This window comes from Roseateles sp. FW305-36, from assembly GCF_058787015.1.
The window spans coordinates 474,027-489,690 of the sequence record NZ_JBYSZK010000001.1 but is presented as its reverse complement, the minus strand read 5'-3'; the positions used below and the strand labels follow the sequence as shown (position 1 = coordinate 489,690).

General features: G+C 68.9%; 22 protein-coding genes. 10 read left to right on the top strand and 12 right to left on the bottom strand.

From position 1 onward, the window contains the following. Positions 1-99 precede the first annotated feature (99 nt). Positions 100-573: a DUF2306 domain-containing protein gene (locus tag AC3WOE_RS02330; RefSeq protein ID WP_492687954.1), complete on the top strand. Its 474-nt coding sequence runs from the start codon at positions 100-102 to the stop codon at positions 571-573. Positions 574-588: 15 nt separating this feature from the next. Further along, positions 589-867, top strand: coding sequence for a hypothetical protein (locus tag AC3WOE_RS02325; protein ID WP_492687952.1), 279 nt, complete (start codon positions 589-591; stop codon positions 865-867). Here AC3WOE_RS02325 and AC3WOE_RS02320 read toward each other — a convergent pair. Beyond that, positions 864-1,910, bottom strand: coding sequence for a GSCFA domain-containing protein (locus tag AC3WOE_RS02320; RefSeq protein ID WP_492687951.1), 1,047 nt, complete (start codon positions 1,908-1,910; stop codon positions 864-866). The two genes, AC3WOE_RS02325 and AC3WOE_RS02320, sit on opposite strands and share 4 nt — an antisense overlap. Continuing rightward, positions 1,894-2,706 carry a hypothetical protein gene (locus tag AC3WOE_RS02315; RefSeq protein WP_492687949.1) on the bottom strand — a complete coding sequence of 271 codons (813 nt, stop codon included), beginning with the start codon at positions 2,704-2,706 and terminating at the stop codon, positions 1,894-1,896. The genes AC3WOE_RS02320 and AC3WOE_RS02315 overlap by 17 nt, the downstream gene beginning before the upstream one ends. Before the next feature lie 133 nt (positions 2,707-2,839). Between AC3WOE_RS02315 and AC3WOE_RS02310 the strand changes: the two genes are divergently transcribed. The 3 genes from AC3WOE_RS02310 to AC3WOE_RS02300 are packed head-to-tail and all read left to right on the top strand — an operon-like array spanning position 2,840 to position 4,966. Continuing rightward, positions 2,840-3,481, top strand: a complete 642-nt coding sequence (locus tag AC3WOE_RS02310) for a glycosyltransferase family 32 protein (protein ID WP_492687947.1) — start codon at positions 2,840-2,842, stop codon at positions 3,479-3,481. Further along, entirely contained in the window at positions 3,478-4,161 is a 684-nt protein-coding gene (locus AC3WOE_RS02305) for a class I SAM-dependent methyltransferase (RefSeq protein ID WP_492687945.1), read from the top strand. Before AC3WOE_RS02310 ends, AC3WOE_RS02305 begins: the two co-directional genes overlap by 4 nt. Before the next feature lie 37 nt (positions 4,162-4,198). After that, on the top strand, positions 4,199-4,966 hold the full coding sequence (locus AC3WOE_RS02300) for a glycosyltransferase family 2 protein (protein ID WP_492687944.1): 768 nt from the start codon (positions 4,199-4,201) through the stop codon (positions 4,964-4,966). Here AC3WOE_RS02300 and AC3WOE_RS02295 read toward each other — a convergent pair. Beyond that, positions 4,963-5,580 carry a LysE family translocator gene (locus tag AC3WOE_RS02295; RefSeq protein WP_492687943.1) on the bottom strand — a complete coding sequence of 206 codons (618 nt, stop codon included), beginning with the start codon at positions 5,578-5,580 and terminating at the stop codon, positions 4,963-4,965. The two genes, AC3WOE_RS02300 and AC3WOE_RS02295, sit on opposite strands and share 4 nt — an antisense overlap. 91 nt (positions 5,581-5,671) lie before the next feature. Between AC3WOE_RS02295 and AC3WOE_RS02290 the strand changes: the two genes are divergently transcribed. From AC3WOE_RS02290 to AC3WOE_RS02270, 5 genes are all read left to right on the top strand, one after another. Then, on the top strand, positions 5,672-6,115 hold the full coding sequence (locus tag AC3WOE_RS02290) for an Lrp/AsnC family transcriptional regulator (RefSeq protein WP_492687941.1): 444 nt from the start codon (positions 5,672-5,674) through the stop codon (positions 6,113-6,115). A gap of 76 nt (positions 6,116-6,191) precedes the next feature. Beyond that, positions 6,192-6,320: a DUF2200 family protein gene (locus tag AC3WOE_RS02285; protein ID WP_492687940.1), complete on the top strand. Its 129-nt coding sequence runs from the start codon at positions 6,192-6,194 to the stop codon at positions 6,318-6,320. Positions 6,321-6,347: 27 nt separating this feature from the next. After that, positions 6,348-7,277, top strand: a complete 930-nt coding sequence (locus AC3WOE_RS02280) for an NAD-dependent epimerase/dehydratase family protein (RefSeq protein WP_492687938.1) — start codon at positions 6,348-6,350, stop codon at positions 7,275-7,277. A 12-nt stretch (positions 7,278-7,289) separates the two neighbouring features. Further along, entirely contained in the window at positions 7,290-7,961 is a 672-nt protein-coding gene (locus AC3WOE_RS02275; protein WP_492687936.1) for a hypothetical protein, read from the top strand. A gap of 40 nt (positions 7,962-8,001) precedes the next feature. Further along, positions 8,002-8,394 (top strand): hypothetical protein, encoded by a 393-nt coding sequence (locus AC3WOE_RS02270; protein WP_492687934.1) that lies wholly within the window; start codon positions 8,002-8,004, stop codon positions 8,392-8,394. Here AC3WOE_RS02270 and AC3WOE_RS02265 read toward each other — a convergent pair. Genes AC3WOE_RS02265 through AC3WOE_RS02225 form a run of 9 tightly spaced genes read right to left on the bottom strand, consistent with a single transcriptional unit; the run spans position 8,391 to position 15,629 of the window. Beyond that, on the bottom strand, positions 8,391-9,071 hold the full coding sequence (locus AC3WOE_RS02265; protein WP_492687932.1) for a hypothetical protein: 681 nt from the start codon (positions 9,069-9,071) through the stop codon (positions 8,391-8,393). The two genes, AC3WOE_RS02270 and AC3WOE_RS02265, sit on opposite strands and share 4 nt — an antisense overlap. Then, a complete protein-coding gene (locus tag AC3WOE_RS02260) occupies positions 9,068-10,015 on the bottom strand; it encodes a glycosyltransferase family A protein (RefSeq protein WP_492687930.1) in 948 nt (315 codons plus the stop codon). Before AC3WOE_RS02260 ends, AC3WOE_RS02265 begins: the two co-directional genes overlap by 4 nt. 60 nt (positions 10,016-10,075) lie before the next feature. Continuing rightward, positions 10,076-10,807 (bottom strand): class I SAM-dependent methyltransferase, encoded by a 732-nt coding sequence (locus tag AC3WOE_RS02255; RefSeq protein WP_492687929.1) that lies wholly within the window; start codon positions 10,805-10,807, stop codon positions 10,076-10,078. Beyond that, the gene (locus AC3WOE_RS02250) at positions 10,804-11,217 is read right to left on the bottom strand and encodes a VOC family protein (protein ID WP_492687928.1); all 414 of its coding nucleotides are present in this window, start codon (positions 11,215-11,217) and stop codon (positions 10,804-10,806) included. Before AC3WOE_RS02250 ends, AC3WOE_RS02255 begins: the two co-directional genes overlap by 4 nt. Beyond that, on the bottom strand, positions 11,207-11,788 hold the full coding sequence (locus AC3WOE_RS02245) for a GNAT family N-acetyltransferase (protein ID WP_492687926.1): 582 nt from the start codon (positions 11,786-11,788) through the stop codon (positions 11,207-11,209). Before AC3WOE_RS02245 ends, AC3WOE_RS02250 begins: the two co-directional genes overlap by 11 nt. Beyond that, on the bottom strand, positions 11,778-11,999 hold the full coding sequence (locus AC3WOE_RS02240) for an acyl carrier protein (RefSeq protein WP_492687925.1): 222 nt from the start codon (positions 11,997-11,999) through the stop codon (positions 11,778-11,780). The genes AC3WOE_RS02245 and AC3WOE_RS02240 overlap by 11 nt, the downstream gene beginning before the upstream one ends. After that, a complete protein-coding gene (locus tag AC3WOE_RS02235) occupies positions 11,996-13,585 on the bottom strand; it encodes an HAD-IIIC family phosphatase (protein WP_492687924.1) in 1,590 nt (529 codons plus the stop codon). The genes AC3WOE_RS02240 and AC3WOE_RS02235 overlap by 4 nt, the downstream gene beginning before the upstream one ends. Then, positions 13,582-14,679 carry a DegT/DnrJ/EryC1/StrS family aminotransferase gene (locus AC3WOE_RS02230; protein ID WP_492687923.1) on the bottom strand — a complete coding sequence of 366 codons (1,098 nt, stop codon included), beginning with the start codon at positions 14,677-14,679 and terminating at the stop codon, positions 13,582-13,584. The genes AC3WOE_RS02235 and AC3WOE_RS02230 overlap by 4 nt, the downstream gene beginning before the upstream one ends. Then, the gene (locus AC3WOE_RS02225; protein WP_492687922.1) at positions 14,676-15,629 is read right to left on the bottom strand and encodes a WxcM-like domain-containing protein; all 954 of its coding nucleotides are present in this window, start codon (positions 15,627-15,629) and stop codon (positions 14,676-14,678) included. The genes AC3WOE_RS02230 and AC3WOE_RS02225 overlap by 4 nt, the downstream gene beginning before the upstream one ends. Between the last annotated feature and the right edge of the window lie 35 nt (positions 15,630-15,664).

Sequence of the window (15,664 nt, the reverse complement as noted above, 5' to 3'; positions counted from 1 at the left end):
GCAGTTCGTCAGGGCCGCACTGCAGTCCATCGACCTGTTGACGACCGTGCCTGCAACGCTGCGAAGAATCCGCGCCGTTCCAAGCCTCAGGAAGCTTCCATGGACACTGTCGCCCGCCCCAGCCGCCCGGTCGCCACCGCAGCCGGGCTCTGGTTTCTCGTCGCCGCCACCGGCCTGGCCATCTTCGCCAGCTATATCGGCATCAGCTATGGCCGCGCCGCCCTCGGCGGGCCGCCGGGCGAATCACGCTGGGTGGCGGGCGACTGGCTGGGCAATGGATTGCTCAGCGTCCACCTCGTCTTCGCCCTGCTGATGACGGCCATCGGTGTGCTGCAACTCATCCCGCCGCTGCGCCGCGCCGCGCCGGCCCTGCACCGCAACCTCGGCCGGGTCTTCATGGTGGGCCCCGTGCTGGGCACCGCCAGCGGCTTCTATCTGGTCTGGGTCAAGGGCACGGTCGGCGGCTTGGCGATGCATGTCGCCATCAGCCTCAACGGACTCTTCATCCTCGCCTTTGCCGGGCTGGCCTGGCGCGACGCCAGGGCACGCCGCTTTGCCGAGCACCGGCGCTAGGCGCTGCGCCTGTTCATGGCCGTCAACGGCGTCTGGTTCTTCCGCGTCGGCCTGATGCTGTGGCTGATGATCTGGCAGGCGCCGGTGGGCTTCGACCCCAAGACCTTCACCGGTCCTTTCGTCTATGCCCTGAGCTTTGCGCAGTTCCTGCTGCCGCTGGCCGTGCTGGAGCTCTATCTGCGCGCACGCGGCCGCGCCATGGCGCTGGCCGTCACCCTGGTGCTGTTGAGCCTGGCCACGGCCGCCGGCGTCTTCGGCGCCGCCATGGGGATGTGGCTGCCGCGACTGGTCTAGGGCCTGTCGTTCAGCAGTTCCTCGCACTCGACCTGGGCCGCCGCGGCGGCCTGGGCGGCGATGCTGGATGCGGCCACGGCGACCCGCTCGCCCCCCTCGACGAAGGCCGCCGAGAACTGGCGCATCACATGGTCGACGCCGCGCGGCGAGACCTCGCGCAGATCGCCTTCGAGGTATTGGCCGAAGCTCTGGGCCGACGAGATGATCTCGAAGGACGGGAAGTATTCGACGCCCTCGTGCGAGTCGGCGAAACGGCCCGCCACCGCGCGCAGCACGGCCTTGGAATAGCTGGACGCGACGATGACGGGATGCGCCGTCGCCGTGGCCACCAGCGGCACCGGCGAGACCGTGACGATCCAGCGCATGCCGGGGTTCACGCCGGCAACAAACTGGCGCACCCATTCCAGGTCGGCCAGGATCTCCGGGTAGTCGAAGTTGACGAAGCCATGGCGCCCGGCATCGAACTCGCCGGCCGCCGTGCCCGGGCAGACCGGGAAGACGATGCCGCTGTCCTGCTCCACCCAGGCCTCGGTCAGGCCCAGCGTGAAGACGAAGACGTCGCATTCGGTGAACAACCGCCTGACCTGGGCCAGATGCCAGGCGCGGTCGGCGCGCAGGTCGGCCAGGCTGTCGTAACCACCCGCCTGGATGCGCGGGCGCAGGCCGTCGAAGAAGCGGTCCTTCTCGGTCAGCACCGGGCTCTCGCCCGGGCGCAGGCCGAAGGCGAACTCGACCAGCTGGCGCAACTGGCGCACCGTGTAGACATTGGCATAGCGGGCCGAGAACACGCCGTACTGCAGCTCGCGCGCCCGCTCGGGCGTGAGGCCGGCGGGCGCCTGCTCGACCACCCAGTGGCTGAGGCCGAAGCTCTCCAGCCGCCTGGCCATGTGCTGGGCAAAGCAGGAGCCGGCCGTCGCGATCTTCAGCGACGGAGTCAGCTTGAACTTGGATAGAGGCTTGAAGTCGAGCTGGGCCCAGGCCTGGGCGCTGACGCTCTTGCGCCAGAAGGCCTGGGGCGGCATGCCCTCATACGGATGGGACATGGCTCAGCACCTCCCTGATCTGTTGCGCCAGCAATTCGGCATAGAGCTCGTTGCCATGCAGGCAGCCGCGCGCGAACTCGGCCTTGAGGCCACCGTTCTCGGTCAGCGCGCCGGCCGGCGGCGCCAGGCTGGTGATACCCACCTGGGCCAGGCGCTGGTTGAGGTCGGCGTACATCAGCTGGTAGATGCGCTGGCGCATCGCGAACGGCTTGATGCCGTGGACGGCGAACAGCGCCCCAAAGGCTTCGGGATTGGCCTCGATGTGCGCGTGCGACTCCACCGGGGGCGGCGCCGGCACATGCACGATGCGGGCGCGCGGGAACTGCTGGCGCAGGGCCAGATGCGTCGTCCACAGCGGCTCGGCGATCTGGCGCACCCAGGCCAGGGCGTCGGCGCGCGACATCCAGCGCCGGCCCGCCTCCATCTGGCCGTCGTCGCCGAGGAAGTCGGCATGCGAGGGATCGTCCACGAGGGCCGCGATGGCGAACTCCTGGCCGCGCAGCAGCGAGAAGATGACGTCGGTCTCGGGGGGGATGTGGGCCAGCACGCCGGTCAGCACCTCGGGGATGTAGAGCACATCGGCCTTCAGCATCGGCGGCGGCCCGGCCACCGGCGTGTTGTAGAGCACATGCTCGCCGCGCCAGCCGGCCGGCGCGTCCAGCTCGATGGGCTCGCGGAAGGGCACGCCCGTCGACCAGACCGAGCGGTACTTGGCCGACGACACGGGCGCGATGTAACGGTCGATCAGCCCGAAGAGATGCGAGCTGCCGATGGCGACGAAAAGCCTGGCGGTCATGATGCTGGGCCTGAGCATAGGCGAGGCCCATCGCCCACCCAGAGGGCAAAAGGGCAAACAATGGGCCTCAGTTCCGGGCTAGCGACGCCGGGCCGCGGCCGGATACTGCGTCGGATAGGCTCAGGAGAGCACCATGATCCCTAAGACCCTGCACATCATCTGGGTCGGCGATGAATCCAAACGGCCGGACAACTGCATCAACACCTGGCGGGTCCACAACCCCGACTGGGAGCTCAAGATCTGGGGCAATGCCGAACTGATGTCCTATGGCTGGTACAACGCCGACCACATCCGCGCCATGTCGGGCCGCGAGCTCAACGGCGTGGCCGACATCATGCGCTGGGAGATCCTGTTCCGCGAAGGCGGCTTCGTCGTCGACGCCGACAGCATCTGCCGCCGCCCTCTCGAGCCCTGGTTGTTCGACTGCGAGGCCTGCGCCTGCTGGGAGAACGAGATCATCCGCCCCGGCCTGATCGCCGCCGGCTATGTCGCCTCCGAGGCCCAGAACCCCTTCTTCCGCCAGCTCATCCTGGACCTGAAGGAAAAGCCCACCGTCATCGACCGCATGGCCTGGCAGAGCGTCGGCCCGCTCTACCTGACCGAGGCCCACCGCAAGTACAACTACATCAACCTGACGGTCTGGCCCAGCCACTTCTTCATTCCCCAGCACTACTCCGGCATCCGCTACAGCGGCAAGGGTCCCGTGTTCGCCGACCAGGAATGGGGCAGCACGCGCCGGAACTACGACGAGCTGCACACACGGAGCGTGGCATGAGCCAGACGACGACGTCCCCCGAAACCGAGCGCGGTCCCAAGCCGGCCCTGTGCCAGCCCGAAGGCCTGCCGCCGGTGTCGGCCCTGGAGCGCGCCCACGCGCCCTACTTCGTGCACCGCATCCCGGTCAGCCGCAACCTGATGGGCCACCCGCGCGTGCAGGTGCTGCAGGAGATGTGCCGCGGCAAGCGCGTGCTGCACGTGGGCTGCGTCGACTGGCCCATCACCGACCTGAACCGCTCCCTGCACTTGCAGCTGGATCCGATCTGCCAGCTCGACGGCTTCGACATCCACGACGAGGCCTTCCCCCACATGCTGCCGCATCTGAAGGGCCGGCTGTTCTCGTCCTGGGACGAGGTGAAGGATGCCTACGACCTGGTGCTGGTGCCCGAGGTGCTGGAACATGTGCCCGACGTGAAGGGCTTCCTGGAGCAGCTCGACCGCGTCGGTGCCAAGGAATACGTCATCACCGTGCCCGACGCCTACAGCTGCTTCAGCCGCCACTTCGACTACCAGACCGAGGGCGAGACCTTCGTCGAGGTCGTGCACCCCGATCACAACTGCTGGTACACGCCCTACACCCTGGCCAACGTCATCCACAAATACACGACGCTGGACCTGCAGGGCATCTGGTTCTTCAACAACATCTCGCTGCTGGCCATCGCCCGCCGCAAGGCCTGAGTCCGCGCTCGCGATGCAGCCCTTCTTCTCGATCGTGATGGCCACGCACAAACGGCCGGCCACACTGGCGCGGGCTATTCACTCGCTGCGCGCCCAGACCTGCGCGGACTTCGAGATCCTGCTGGTGGCCGATGCGCTGGACGCCGAGACGGCCGCCGTCGTCGCCCGCGACCTTAGGCCCACCGACAGCTTCCTCAAGCGCACCGGCCCGAATGGCCCGGCCGAGAGCCGCAACCAGGGCCTGGCCATGGCGCGCGGCGAATGGGTCATCTTCCTGGACGACGACGACACCTTCGAGCCGCATCACCTGGCCGCCTTGAAGCCGCATTGCGAACGCCCGGATGCACAGCTGCTGTTCACCGACATCACCGTCGTGACCGAGGACCGCCAGCAGCCGGGCATCCCCGAACTGGGCCGCCAGACCACGCCGCTGCACGGCGCCGACGTCAACACGCTGTGGGTCAAGAACTTCATTCCCCTGCACTGCCTGGCCTACCGCCGCAGCCTGCTGCAGGGCCTCACGTTCGACGCCCATCTGGCTTCGCAGGAAGACTGGGACTGGCTGCTCGGCGTCTGCTCGCGCGCCCAGCCCCGCCACATCGCCGGCGGTGGCGCGGTCATGCACAAGGACTATGTGAACCCCGGCGCCCGCCGCGGCCAGCAGGAGTCGTCCAACAACACCACCGTCGTGCTGGACTTCCTGCACGTCTACCGCCGCTGGCCGGCGCCGACGCCCGAGCTGAAGGCCGCGCGGGCCGGCCTGCTCAAGGGCGTGGGCCTGGCCCTGCCGGTGGAGTGGTTCTAGGCCAGCGTCGCGAGCTGGTAGGCCGCAAAGCCGGCCAGCAGCAGCGCCGAGCCGCGGCGTATCCAGCGCAGATGCCGGGGCTGCAGGCGCTCGCGCATGCACCCCACCAGGCCTACCAGCACCAGCCACCAGGCCGCCGAGCCGACGAAGACGCCGGCAATCATCCAGGCCGGCGACAGCGTCGCCATGCCCGCGGCCAGCGATGAAAACACCGCAATGAAGGACAGGATGGTGGCGGGGTTGGACATCGTCAGCAGGAAGGTGCCACCGAAGGCATGCCAGCCCCGGAAGCCGCCCTGCACCGCCGCGGCCTGCTTGGCCTCGCCCTGATGCCAGGCGCCCCAGGCCAGCCACAGCAGGAAGAGCGCACCACCGACGGCGAGGAAGGTGCGCGCCTCGGTCAGCAGCGCGATGACGGCCGTCACGCCGAAGGCACCGATGGCGCCATACAGCGCATCCGCCGCCGCCGCGCCCAGGCCCGTCGCCAGGCCGACCCGCGGGCCATGATCCAGCGTGCGCTGGATGCACAGCAGGCCGATGGGCCCGACGGGCGCGGCGATCGACAGGCCGATCAGGGCCGACTTGAAGAGGACGGCGAGCGTTGAAGTTTCCATGCCAAAAGTCTAGGCAGGCCGGCACCGGCGATGAATAGATTTAATCAGGCAAACTCTTCATATCGCCTTAAATATTCAGGAGACATCGGCCATGAGCATCGTCGATGAGAAATCCTGGCGCCTCCTCTCCGCCCTCCAGCAAGATGCCCGTGCCTCGCTGAAGACGCTGGCCGAGATCGCCGAGCTGTCCCTGCCCGCGACCGCCGAGCGCATCAGGAAGATGGAGGCCGCCGGCCTCATCCGCGGCTACCACGCCGACATCGCGCCCGAGGCCCTGGGCTATGTCATCAAGGCCGTCGTCGCCATCACCACCCAGCACCCCTACAAGCAGAAGTTCATCGAGGTGCTGCGCGCCAAGCCGCAGGTGCTGGAATGCCTGCATGTGACCGGCGCCGACTCCTGCCTCTTCACCGTCGTGGCCAAGGACATGCAAGACCTGGAGCAGTTCCTGGCCGGCATCAACCAGTACGGCGAGACGCGCTCGTCCATCGTGATGTCCTCGCAGATTCCGCGCCGCGGCGTGCAGCGCTTCTAGGAGGCGCGACCATGGCCAGTCACCGCATCTTCGGCACGCCTGTCGCCCAGGTCTACCCGCTCTATGTCCGCAGGGCGTGGTCTGCGGCGTCCGCGTGGAGGCCATCGAGGACCCGCTGATGCAGAAGCTGCGCCAGCTGGACAAGCTCATCGACGAACTCGCCAAGGGCAAGGCCATGGACAAGATCCTGCGCCAGCCGGCCTAGAGTTGGGCACCAACCGCAGGGACGCTCATGCAAACCATCCTCGGAGCCACCGGCCAGATCGCCATCGAACTGGCCCGCGAGCTCAAGCGCAGCCACACCGACGAACTGCGCCTCGTCAGTCGCAAGCCAGCCCAGGTCAACGCGACCGACACGCTGGCGTCGGCCGACCTGCTTGACGCCGGGCAGGCGAAGCGGGCAGTCCAGGGCAGCGACGTCGTCTACTTCACCGCCGGCCTGCCGCCCGACACGGCGCTGTGGGAGGCCCAGTTCCCGGTGATGCTGAAGAACGCCCTCGAGGCCAGCCGCGCCGCGGGGGCGCGCTTCGTCTACTTCGACAACACCTATATGTACCCGCAGGACGCGCGCCTGCTGACCGAGGACGCACCCTTCCAGCCCGTCGGTCGCAAGGGCCGGGTGCGCGCGGCCATGGCCACGGCCGTGATGCAGGAAATGGCGCGCGGCGACATCCCCGTCCTCATCGGCCGCGCGCCGGAGTTCTACGGCCCGGGCAAGACCCAGAGCATCACGAACACGCTGGTCATCGACGCCATCAAGGCCGGCAAGACGCCGCGCGTGCCGGTGCGCGACGACACACGGCGCAGCCTGATCTGGACACCCGACGCCAGCCGCGCATTGGCCACCCTCGGCAATGCCCCGGACGCCTTCGGCCAGAGCTGGCATCTGCCCTGCGACGACGACCGCCTGACCTACAGGCAGTTCATCGCCCTGGCAGCGGAAGTCTTCGGCGTGGCGCCCGCCTACAAGGTCCTGGGCAAATGGACGCTGACCGCCGCGGGCCTGGTTTCCCGGCAGGTGCGCGAGCTGCACGAACTGCTGCCCCGCTACGAGCAGGACAACCTCTTCGACGCCACCAAGTTCAAGCGCCACTTCCCGGACTTCCGGGTGACGACCTACCGCCAGGGGCTGGAGCTGATCCGTCAGCAGGGCTTGGCTTAGGCTACGCCCCCGATGCCCAAGCTTCCCACCCTTCGCCGCGCAGCCACCCTGAGCGGAGCCGCCCTGGCGCTGGCCCTTGCCGGCTGCGCCGGCCCGCCGCCCTCGGCGGTGCCGGCCGCCGCCCCCTCGACCTCAAGGATTCTGTCCAGCGGTCCCGCCTACGCCGGCGAACACCCGGTCTCCAGGCTCTACATCTACTTCTTCATCGACGCGAGACCCGACAGCAGCTCGAGCGCGTTTCGCCGGGCCGCCGGCTCCAGGCTGGCCGACGCACTGCGCCAGAGCGGCATCCCCAGCGAGCAGCTCTGGTTCGGGGAAACGTCCTACGGCAAGTCCGTGCAGGCCAACCTCAAGAACCACACCTACGCAAGCTCCACCTTCGTCGTCCCCAGGCGGACCATCTGGGAGAACCTCGGCCGGGAGATCGCCTTCGGCACCACGCATCGCCTGATCGTGTATCCGCACGAAACCCTGAAGGCGGCGCAGGGCACGGTGCTGAACGTGAAGTGGGACGTGATCGACGCGGCCAGCGACAACTACGAGTGGTCGGTGTATTCGCAGACCACGGCCCTGTCGAGCACCGCGAGCCCGGCGCATGCCGAGGCGGCCGCCGACAGATTCGTCGCGGCCATCATGCAGGAGCTGCGCGCAAGAGGCGTCGTGCCTGGGGCCAGGGGTGGTTGAGCGGTCTAGCATCTGGCCCTCAATCCCGATGGAGACCGCCATGTCCCTGCGCCGATCCGATGTCCTGCGTCTCGCCGCCGCCGCCCTCACCGCCCCCTGGGTGCTGGGCGCCGCCGCGGCCGAGGAGCCCAAGCGCAAGCCCGACCTCGGTGACGCCGCCGAAGGGAGCTACAGCGGCGACGTGATCTCCGATTCCAAGGGATCGTCGCGCAGCGGCGTGACGCTGACGGTCACGCGCATAGCCAAGAACCTGGTGCGGATCTCGTCCGACTACCCGCGGCTGCCGGTGGTCGAGGTGCCGCTGACCCTGGCCATGGGCAAGATCCTGCAGGCGCGGGGCGACAGCGTCTTCCTGCTCGACCGCTCGCAGTCGCCGGCCAGGCTGGACGTCAGCTTCCTCAACGAGGTGAGCTGGTCGGGCCAGCGACGCTAGTCACCCCACTTGGCGATGTACTTCTTGTAATTCTCGATCCAGCCGTTCGATCCGAAGCCACCCTCGCTCTGGTGGGTGATGGCAATCGGCCAGGTAGCCAGGCGCAGGCCGGCGGCGCGCGCGCTGCGGCAGAAGTCCATGTCGTAGAAATGGAAGTCGAAGCGCTCGTCGAAGCCCAGCTGCTGGGCGCGCAGTTGATCGCGCCTGGCCAGCAGCAGCACGCCGTCGAGCAGCTCGCAAGGGGCCGGCACCGGACCGAAGGCCGAGATCTGGCCGAAAGGACCGGCGCCGTGCGAGACGATGCCGCTGAGGTTGGCGCGCTCGTCCCATTCGAATTTCGTGGTCGGAAAGGCCCAGGAAGGCTGCATGGGCGCGCGGCGCTTGTTGCCGGCGACACCGATGACGTCGAAGGCGTGCAGACCCGCCATCGCATGCTCGAAGAAGAAGTAGTCGTCCAGCCAGACGTCGTCGTGGATGAAGGCCAGCACCGGCGAGGCGTCCGGCGCGGCGATGCGCTCGTTGTACAGAGCCGGCAGGCCGCGGCGGTTCTCGAAGAAGACGCGCGGCTTCAGCCGGTCGTCATGGGCCATGCGGCGCAGCGACAGGCCCAGGGCAGCCTTGCCCCAGAACTCCTCGGCGCTGAGCCGGGTGGCGCAGACCAGGTCGATGGTGCTCAACGGGTGGCTCCGAATTCGTGCCAGAGGGCGATGAAGGCATCGTCGGCCGTTCCACCCTCCACCAGGGCCGGCAGCAGTGCGATGAAGGGCTGGATGTCGGCCTCGGCGGCATAACGGTTGCGCACGACGTCGGCGGAGTGGGCGATGGAGGCGCGCGCCAGCGCCTCGCTGATGTGGCCGGCGCGCCAGGCGGCCAGCGCGAAGGCGATCCAGCACAACACACCCAGCTTGAACACGCGTCCCAGGGGCTGCTGCGAGTTCTGGCCGGCGCTGGTGCGGAAGAAGCCCAGGTGCTCGTTGATGAAGGCCAGCGGCGCACGCTCGGAACACATCAGCATGGTGCCGACGTCCTCCAGGCCATGGATCTTCACGCCGGCTATCTCCGGCTGGCGCATGGCCTCCAGGCGGTCGGCGGCAAAGGTGGTGTTGGACAGCTCGCCCAGCCAGTTGTTGGTGGTGCCGACGATCTGCTCAAACAGGATGGCGGCGGGCAGGCTCAGCAAGCGCTGCGGCATCGCATCCACGGCCGCCGGCACGGGCAAGCTGGCCAGCGGCAGCCCGGCCTCGTTGGCATACCAGCGCCGGCTGACGACGCAACCGCTGGCGCTCATCGCATGCGCCTCGGCATGGCGGGCGTAGAAGCTCGGGTAGGGAATGTCGTCATCCATCAGCAGATGGAAGTGCGAGGTCGCGCCGCCGTAGAGCGTCAACAGCTGCTGGCAGTTGGCCCAGCCGCCACGCTTGGGGCCCGGCACGACGCTGAGGTTGAGCTGCTGCACCACCGGCTGCACGGCGGCTGCCGCCAGCGCGCTGAGGAAGGCGCCGTCAGGGCTGTCGTCCGACACGATGACGCGGGCGGGCCGCATCGTCTGCGCCTGCAGGGCGCGCAGCAGTTCGCCGAGGTAGGCGGGCTTGAAGGCGGGGATGAGCGTCGTGAAGGCCATGGCCGGACCAGTCTACGGCGCCCCGTCAGCGCCTAAGCCGGGAATAGCCGGCCATCTCGCTCATGCTTTGGGTCGCGCCACCAGGCCGATATTGGCCAGCAGGCGCGGCGGCAGCTGGTCGGAGATCTGCGTCAGCGAGCGGATCAGCTCGGGCTTCCAGCTGGTCATCATGCCGTTGGGCACGGTCTTGACGAAATAGCCGAACTGCTCGACGACCTCGAAGCCAGCCTTCTCGAACAGCGCGATGAAGCCCGGCAGGTCGTAGACGCGCTGGTGGCCAACGAGGTGGTCGCGAGGCGACAGCGAATCGAGCCGGGGCTGCAGGCCCATCATGACGGCGAGTTGGCGGTGCAGGGACTCGGCATTGGGCACCACGGCGATGACCTGGCCACCGGGTGACAGCCAGTCGTGCATCTTCTCGACGACGGCAGCGTCCTCCACGACATGCTCCAGCACATGCAGGGCCAGCACGCGGTCGAAGCGCTGCGCTGGCGTGAAGCGCTCGAAATAGCTGCAGTGCACCGGCAGCCCGGCGCCGAAGCGGGCGCGGGCGTCGTCGCACAGCGCGCTGGAGCCCTCCACCAGCTCGACCTCGTAGCCGGCCTCCAGCAACGGCCCGGTGATGGTGCCTTCGCCGAAGCCCATCTCCAGCACGCGGCGCGGCGCGGCGCCGATGCGGCCGAGCAGGCTGGGCAGCTGGGTCGCGTGGATCAGCGGCTCGATGAAGCCCTCCCCCGTCGAATCGGTCAGGTAGGCCTTCTGGGCGATGGCGTTGAGGTCGGGTTGGGTCATTTCTCGATGAACTCCAGCATGAAACCGGTGCGCAGCATCACGAAGGCGATGTGGCGCCCGCCGAAGGCCACGGCCGGCACGGGCTGAACCGTCGTGACAGCCCGCTGCGTGCGTGCCCAGGCCAGGGCCTGGGCCATGTCGGGCACGAGGTAGGCAAAGTGATAGATGCGCGTGCCCTGCTCCAGCCAGGGCTTGAGCGTCGCGCTGCCCGGCAGGTTCTGCAGCAGCTCCACGCGCGGGCCGGCACCGGTCAGGAAGACGCCCGCGATGCCCTGCACGAGATCCTCGAAGGCCTCGCCCTCGACGACGTAGCCCAGGCGCTCGAACTGCGACCGGTCCTTGGCCAGGTCGGCGCAGGCATAGCCCAGGTGGTGGAAGTCAAAGCCCTGGGGCAATGCATCAGGCGCCACGCTGCAGTCTCCGGGCGGTGAGTTGGGCCAGCTGGGTCAGCCGCGCATCGATGGCTGGCCAGGCGTCGCGCGTCAGGCGGTGCTCGACGGCATCGACGCGCTCGCCGCGCAGCTCGACGTGGCCGGGCAGCAGACGGCGCTCGACGATGCCGCAGGAATCGTGAAAGGACACGACGCGCTCATTGGCAGCCAGGGTGCGGCAGCAGACGGCGTCGAGATCCAGTTGCTCGAAGGCGCAGCGGTAGATCAGCGCCGCGCTCTCCACGGCGGCCAGCGAACCGGGCTTGAGCAGCCAGCGGCCCCACTCGGCCTCGCCACCTTCGACGTCGTAGACGCCGATCAGACCTTCGGGCGCGCCGGTCGACAGGCGCTCGACGACGAAGTAGTAATCGCCCGGCCGCTCGTAATAGCGCGCCAGCCAGGCGAGCTGGTCGTCCACATGGGGCGAGGTCGGGTTCAGCCAGCGGCCCAGCTCGGGATCGCTGCGCAGGCCGACGATGAAGCCTGCGTCCTCGTCGCGCACCGGCCGCAGCCCGAAGGCCGCGCCCCGCAGGCTCAGCTCATGGCGCACGCTTGGCCTCGACAGCCGCGACGATGCGCGCCACGCTGTTCAGCTCGCTCAGCTCGGCCTCGTCGAACTGCACGCCGGTGGCATCCTCGACCGCGAAGATGACCTCGATATGGCGCAGCGAGTCCCACTGCGGCGTGTTGTGCACCGACGTGTCGGCATTGACCTCGGTCTTGAGCACGACGCGCAGCGCGTCGAGAACGGTCTGGATCACGGAAGGACTCTTTCGATCTGGACGCCGTCGGGCGGCGCGAAGGATTGGACTCGCTCGGCCGGCCATTCTGTGGCCTCGCCCAGCCACTGGCGCGCGGGCTGGTTGCGCGGGCCTTCGGTGACCTGGAAGCGCACTGGCGCAGCGGGCAGGCATTGCAGGGCACCGATGACGATGCTGTCCTCCAGGCGCCGGCCCATGGCGCGGCAGGAGATCAGCAACTCGTCGACGACGATGCCGTCGCTGCCGGTGTGGGCCGCCAACAGGCCGATGACGCCGCTGTCGGAGAAGCGGTCGGCCAGGGCGATGGTGACGACGGCGCCCGTCGGGTCGGCCAGACGCGCCGCGTAGTCCGCCTCGCCCAGGCGGGCCAGAGCGAGGTTGAACTGGTTGGTCTTGCCGCTCATCTCGGCCATGCGGGCGAGCTGTGCGGAGTCGTTCAGCGAGAAGCGCAGCTTGACGCCCAGGGACTTGAAATAGGCCTCGGGGTCGGCCTCGGCCAATTCGGCGCGCTGGGCATTGGCGCGCTGATCGTCCACGCGCTTGGCATCCTCGGCGCTGACCCGCCAGCGCCACAGCGCCGGCAGATGGGCCAGCACGCGCGCGGTCAGCGCCGCGTCGGCATGGGCGAAGACGCTGCGCAGCGTCGGCAGGCGCGAAGCCACCTGGGCCAGCTCACCGGGGTTGTCATCGACGAAGGCCACGGCCGACACATCGATGTTGAGGGCCCGGGCGACGCGCTGCAGCGCCTCGGCCTTGTCGCCCCAGGACACCTCGGTGACGGAGAAATCGTCCCAGCGCAGCGGGAAGTCGCTGCGAGTCTCGAACAGGGCCTTCACGTCGGCGGGCTCGTTGCGCGACACCAGCGCGATGAAGATGCCACGCTCGCGCAGGGCCTTGATCTGGCGCTGCAGTTCTTCGTGGCCTGGCGTCAGCTGCACGCCTTCGGCACCGTCCTCGCCGAGCACGCCGGCATACAAGGTGTGATCCAGGTCCACCGCCACGGCCTTGACGGGCGACAGCAGCAGGGCCGGCAGCCAGCGGCAGGCCAGCTCGCGGGCGATGACGGATTGAGCCGCGGCGGACAGCGGTGAGCCGGCCACCTTGGCCAGCCGCGCGTCCAGCAGCGGCACGCCGGCATCAGCGCAGACGGCGGCGAGGTCGGCGGCCTGCACGTCGGGGCCGTAAGCCTCGGCGGGCGCGGTGGCCAGCACGAGGATGGGAGCACGGCTCATCGCGCGCAGCGCGGCGATGCGGCCGTTCAGCCAGCCCGCATCGGTGGGCAGCCGCGAGGCGTCCAGCCAAAGCAGTTCCAACTCGGCCGGCCCATACTCGGCGAAGGACAGGCTGTCGTCATAGCCCGACAGCCAGGGGTCCAGGGCCAGGTCGGCCCAGTCCAGATAAGGCTTGGCCAGGGTCAACAGCGTCTCGATGGCGTGGTTGCGCCAGATGTTGATGCGGCGTGCGGCGCCCTGTGGCGCGTCGAGGGCCAGGCCCATCAGGTCCAGGCGGCTGGGACGCGGCGCGAACAGCGTCTGCTGAGCGGCCATGCGGCGCAGGCTGTGCTCCAGCGCAGCGGACTCGCTCACGCGCAGGCCTTCACCGCCGCGACGACGGCATCAATCTGCGCCTCGCTCATGCCGGGCCACAGCGGCAGGCTCAACACCTCGCGGTGGATGGCCTCGGCGATGGGGAAGTCGCCCTCGCCCATGCCCAGCTCGGCATAGGCGGGCTGCAGATGCGGTGGCACCGGGTAATGGATCAGCGTGCCGACGCCGCGCTCGGCCAGTGCCGCCTGCAGGCGGTCGCGGGCCTCGTGGCGGATGACGAAGAGATGCCAGGCCGGGTCGGCCTCGGCAGGTACGAAAGGCAGCACGACCTTGGCGCCGGCCAGGCCGTCCAGCAACTGGGCGGCGATGCGGCGGCGCTCGTTGGTCAACGCATCCAGCTCGGGCAGCTTGGCGGCGAGCACCGCGGCCTGCATCTCGTCCAGGCGCGAGTTCACGCCCTTGACCTCGTTGTGGTATTTGACCTTGGAGCCGTAGTTGCGCAGCACGCGCACGCGCTCGGCCACGCCGGCGTCGTGGGTCGTCAGGCCACCGCCGTCGCCCATGGCGCCGAGGTTCTTGCCGGGGTAGAAGCTCCAGGCCGACACGTCCGCCGTGCCGCCGACGCGGCGGCCGCTCCAGCGCGCGCCATGGGCCTGGGCGCAGTCGTCCAGCACCTGCAGGCCGCGCTTCTTCGCGATGGCGTTGATCGCCTCCATGTCCGCCGGTTGTCCGTAGAGATGGACAGGCAGGATGACCTTGGTCCGCGGTGTGATGGCGGCGGCTATGCGGGCCGGGTCGAGGTTGTAGGTGCGCGCATCGGGCTCCACCGGCACCGGCGTCGCGCCGCACTGGCTGACGGCCAGCCAGGTGGCGATATAGGTGTTGGAGGGCACGATGACCTCGTCGCCCGCCCCCACGCCCAGGGCGCGCAGGCCCAGGTGCAGGGCGTCCAGGCCATTGCCCAGGCCGACCGCGTGGGCCGAGCCGCAGTAGCCGGCCCATTGCGCCTCGAAGGCCTCCAGCTCCTTGCCCATGATGAACCAGCCGCTGCCGGCCACGCGGCTCAGGGCCGCATCGATGGCCGCGCGCGAGGCGGCATAGGTGGGTTGCAGGTCGAGGAAGGGGATCTTCATGCGGGCGTCTTGCCGACGGCGGCCAGGAAATCGTCGTAGTTGCGGATGTAGTCGTCCGCGTCATAGGTGTCCGAGGCCAGCACCAGCAGCACGGCATCGGGCGAGAAGCGGTACTGGATGCCCCAGACCATGGGCGGGATGTGCAGGCCGACCTTGGCGCTGTCCAGGCGCAGCTCGTCGCGCCGATCGCCGTCGTCCAGCACGATGGTGCAACTGCCCTTCACGCAGACCAGGAACTGGTGGCAGACCTTGTGGGCGTGCTCGCCGCGGACCTCTTCGCTGGGTGCGTCGTAGACGATGAAGAAGCGCTGCGGCGTGAACGGCAGATGGGCGCCGATCTCGCCGAAGCTCAAAGCGCCGCGCAGGTCGACGATCTTGGGCAGGGCGTGAAGCTTCGCGCCCCGCGCTTGCAAGGCGGGCAGCTGGGAACCCAGCCGCTGGGCCGAGATGGTCGGGCCGTCGACCTGCACCTCGGGCGTGTCCAGATAGCCGGTGATGTGGGCCGGGTTGCCGGCGACGATGGCCCGCGGCGGCACGTCGCGCGTGACCACGGCGCCGTCGCTGACCAGGGCTCCCGGACCAATGGTGACGCCGGCCCGGATGGTGGCGTTGGCGCCGATGCTGGCACCCGCGCGAACGCGCGTCTTCAGCACCTCGGCGGGCTTGACGCGGCTGCGCGGCGCGGGGTCGTTGGAGAAGGCGGCATTGGGGCCGACCAGCACGTCGTCCTCCAGCGTGACGCCGTCCCACAGATGCACGCCGCTCTTGAGGGTGACGCGGTCGCCGACGACGACCTCGTTCTCGATGAAGACATGGTCGGCGATATTGCAGTCGGCGCCGATGCGGGCACCCGGCAGCACATGCACGAAAGCCCAGATGCGCGTGCGCGGCCCGATCTGCGTGGATTCGACCAGCGCGTGCGAGTGCACGAAGCCGCTGCCTTCGGTCATCGATAGGTCTCCCGAACTGTGATCGGCTTTCAGTA

Excerpts from the sequence above, each read along its gene's own strand:
- AC3WOE_RS02270 (WP_492687934.1), top strand. The coding sequence starts at position 8,002 with ATGTCCCTGCGCCGATCCGATGTCCTGCGTCTCGCCGCCGCCGCCCTC.
- AC3WOE_RS02230 (WP_492687923.1), bottom strand. The coding sequence starts at position 14,679 with ATGAAGATCCCCTTCCTCGACCTGCAACCCACCTATGCCGCCTCGCGC.
- AC3WOE_RS02280 (WP_492687938.1), top strand. The coding sequence starts at position 6,348 with ATGCAAACCATCCTCGGAGCCACCGGCCAGATCGCCATCGAACTGGCC.
- AC3WOE_RS02295 (WP_492687943.1), bottom strand. The coding sequence starts at position 5,580 with ATGGAAACTTCAACGCTCGCCGTCCTCTTCAAGTCGGCCCTGATCGGC.
- AC3WOE_RS02325 (WP_492687952.1), top strand. The coding sequence starts at position 589 with ATGGCCGTCAACGGCGTCTGGTTCTTCCGCGTCGGCCTGATGCTGTGG.
- AC3WOE_RS02260 (WP_492687930.1), bottom strand. The coding sequence starts at position 10,015 with ATGGCCTTCACGACGCTCATCCCCGCCTTCAAGCCCGCCTACCTCGGC.
- AC3WOE_RS02320 (WP_492687951.1), bottom strand. The coding sequence starts at position 1,910 with ATGTCCCATCCGTATGAGGGCATGCCGCCCCAGGCCTTCTGGCGCAAG.
- AC3WOE_RS02225 (WP_492687922.1), bottom strand. The coding sequence starts at position 15,629 with ATGACCGAAGGCAGCGGCTTCGTGCACTCGCACGCGCTGGTCGAATCC.
- AC3WOE_RS02290 (WP_492687941.1), top strand. The coding sequence starts at position 5,672 with ATGAGCATCGTCGATGAGAAATCCTGGCGCCTCCTCTCCGCCCTCCAG.
- AC3WOE_RS02255 (WP_492687929.1), bottom strand. The coding sequence starts at position 10,807 with ATGACCCAACCCGACCTCAACGCCATCGCCCAGAAGGCCTACCTGACC.
- AC3WOE_RS02310 (WP_492687947.1), top strand. The coding sequence starts at position 2,840 with ATGATCCCTAAGACCCTGCACATCATCTGGGTCGGCGATGAATCCAAA.
- AC3WOE_RS02305 (WP_492687945.1), top strand. The coding sequence starts at position 3,478 with ATGAGCCAGACGACGACGTCCCCCGAAACCGAGCGCGGTCCCAAGCCG.
- AC3WOE_RS02275 (WP_492687936.1), top strand. The coding sequence starts at position 7,290 with ATGCCCAAGCTTCCCACCCTTCGCCGCGCAGCCACCCTGAGCGGAGCC.
- AC3WOE_RS02315 (WP_492687949.1), bottom strand. The coding sequence starts at position 2,706 with ATGACCGCCAGGCTTTTCGTCGCCATCGGCAGCTCGCATCTCTTCGGG.
- AC3WOE_RS02330 (WP_492687954.1), top strand. The coding sequence starts at position 100 with ATGGACACTGTCGCCCGCCCCAGCCGCCCGGTCGCCACCGCAGCCGGG.
- AC3WOE_RS02300 (WP_492687944.1), top strand. The coding sequence starts at position 4,199 with ATGGCCACGCACAAACGGCCGGCCACACTGGCGCGGGCTATTCACTCG.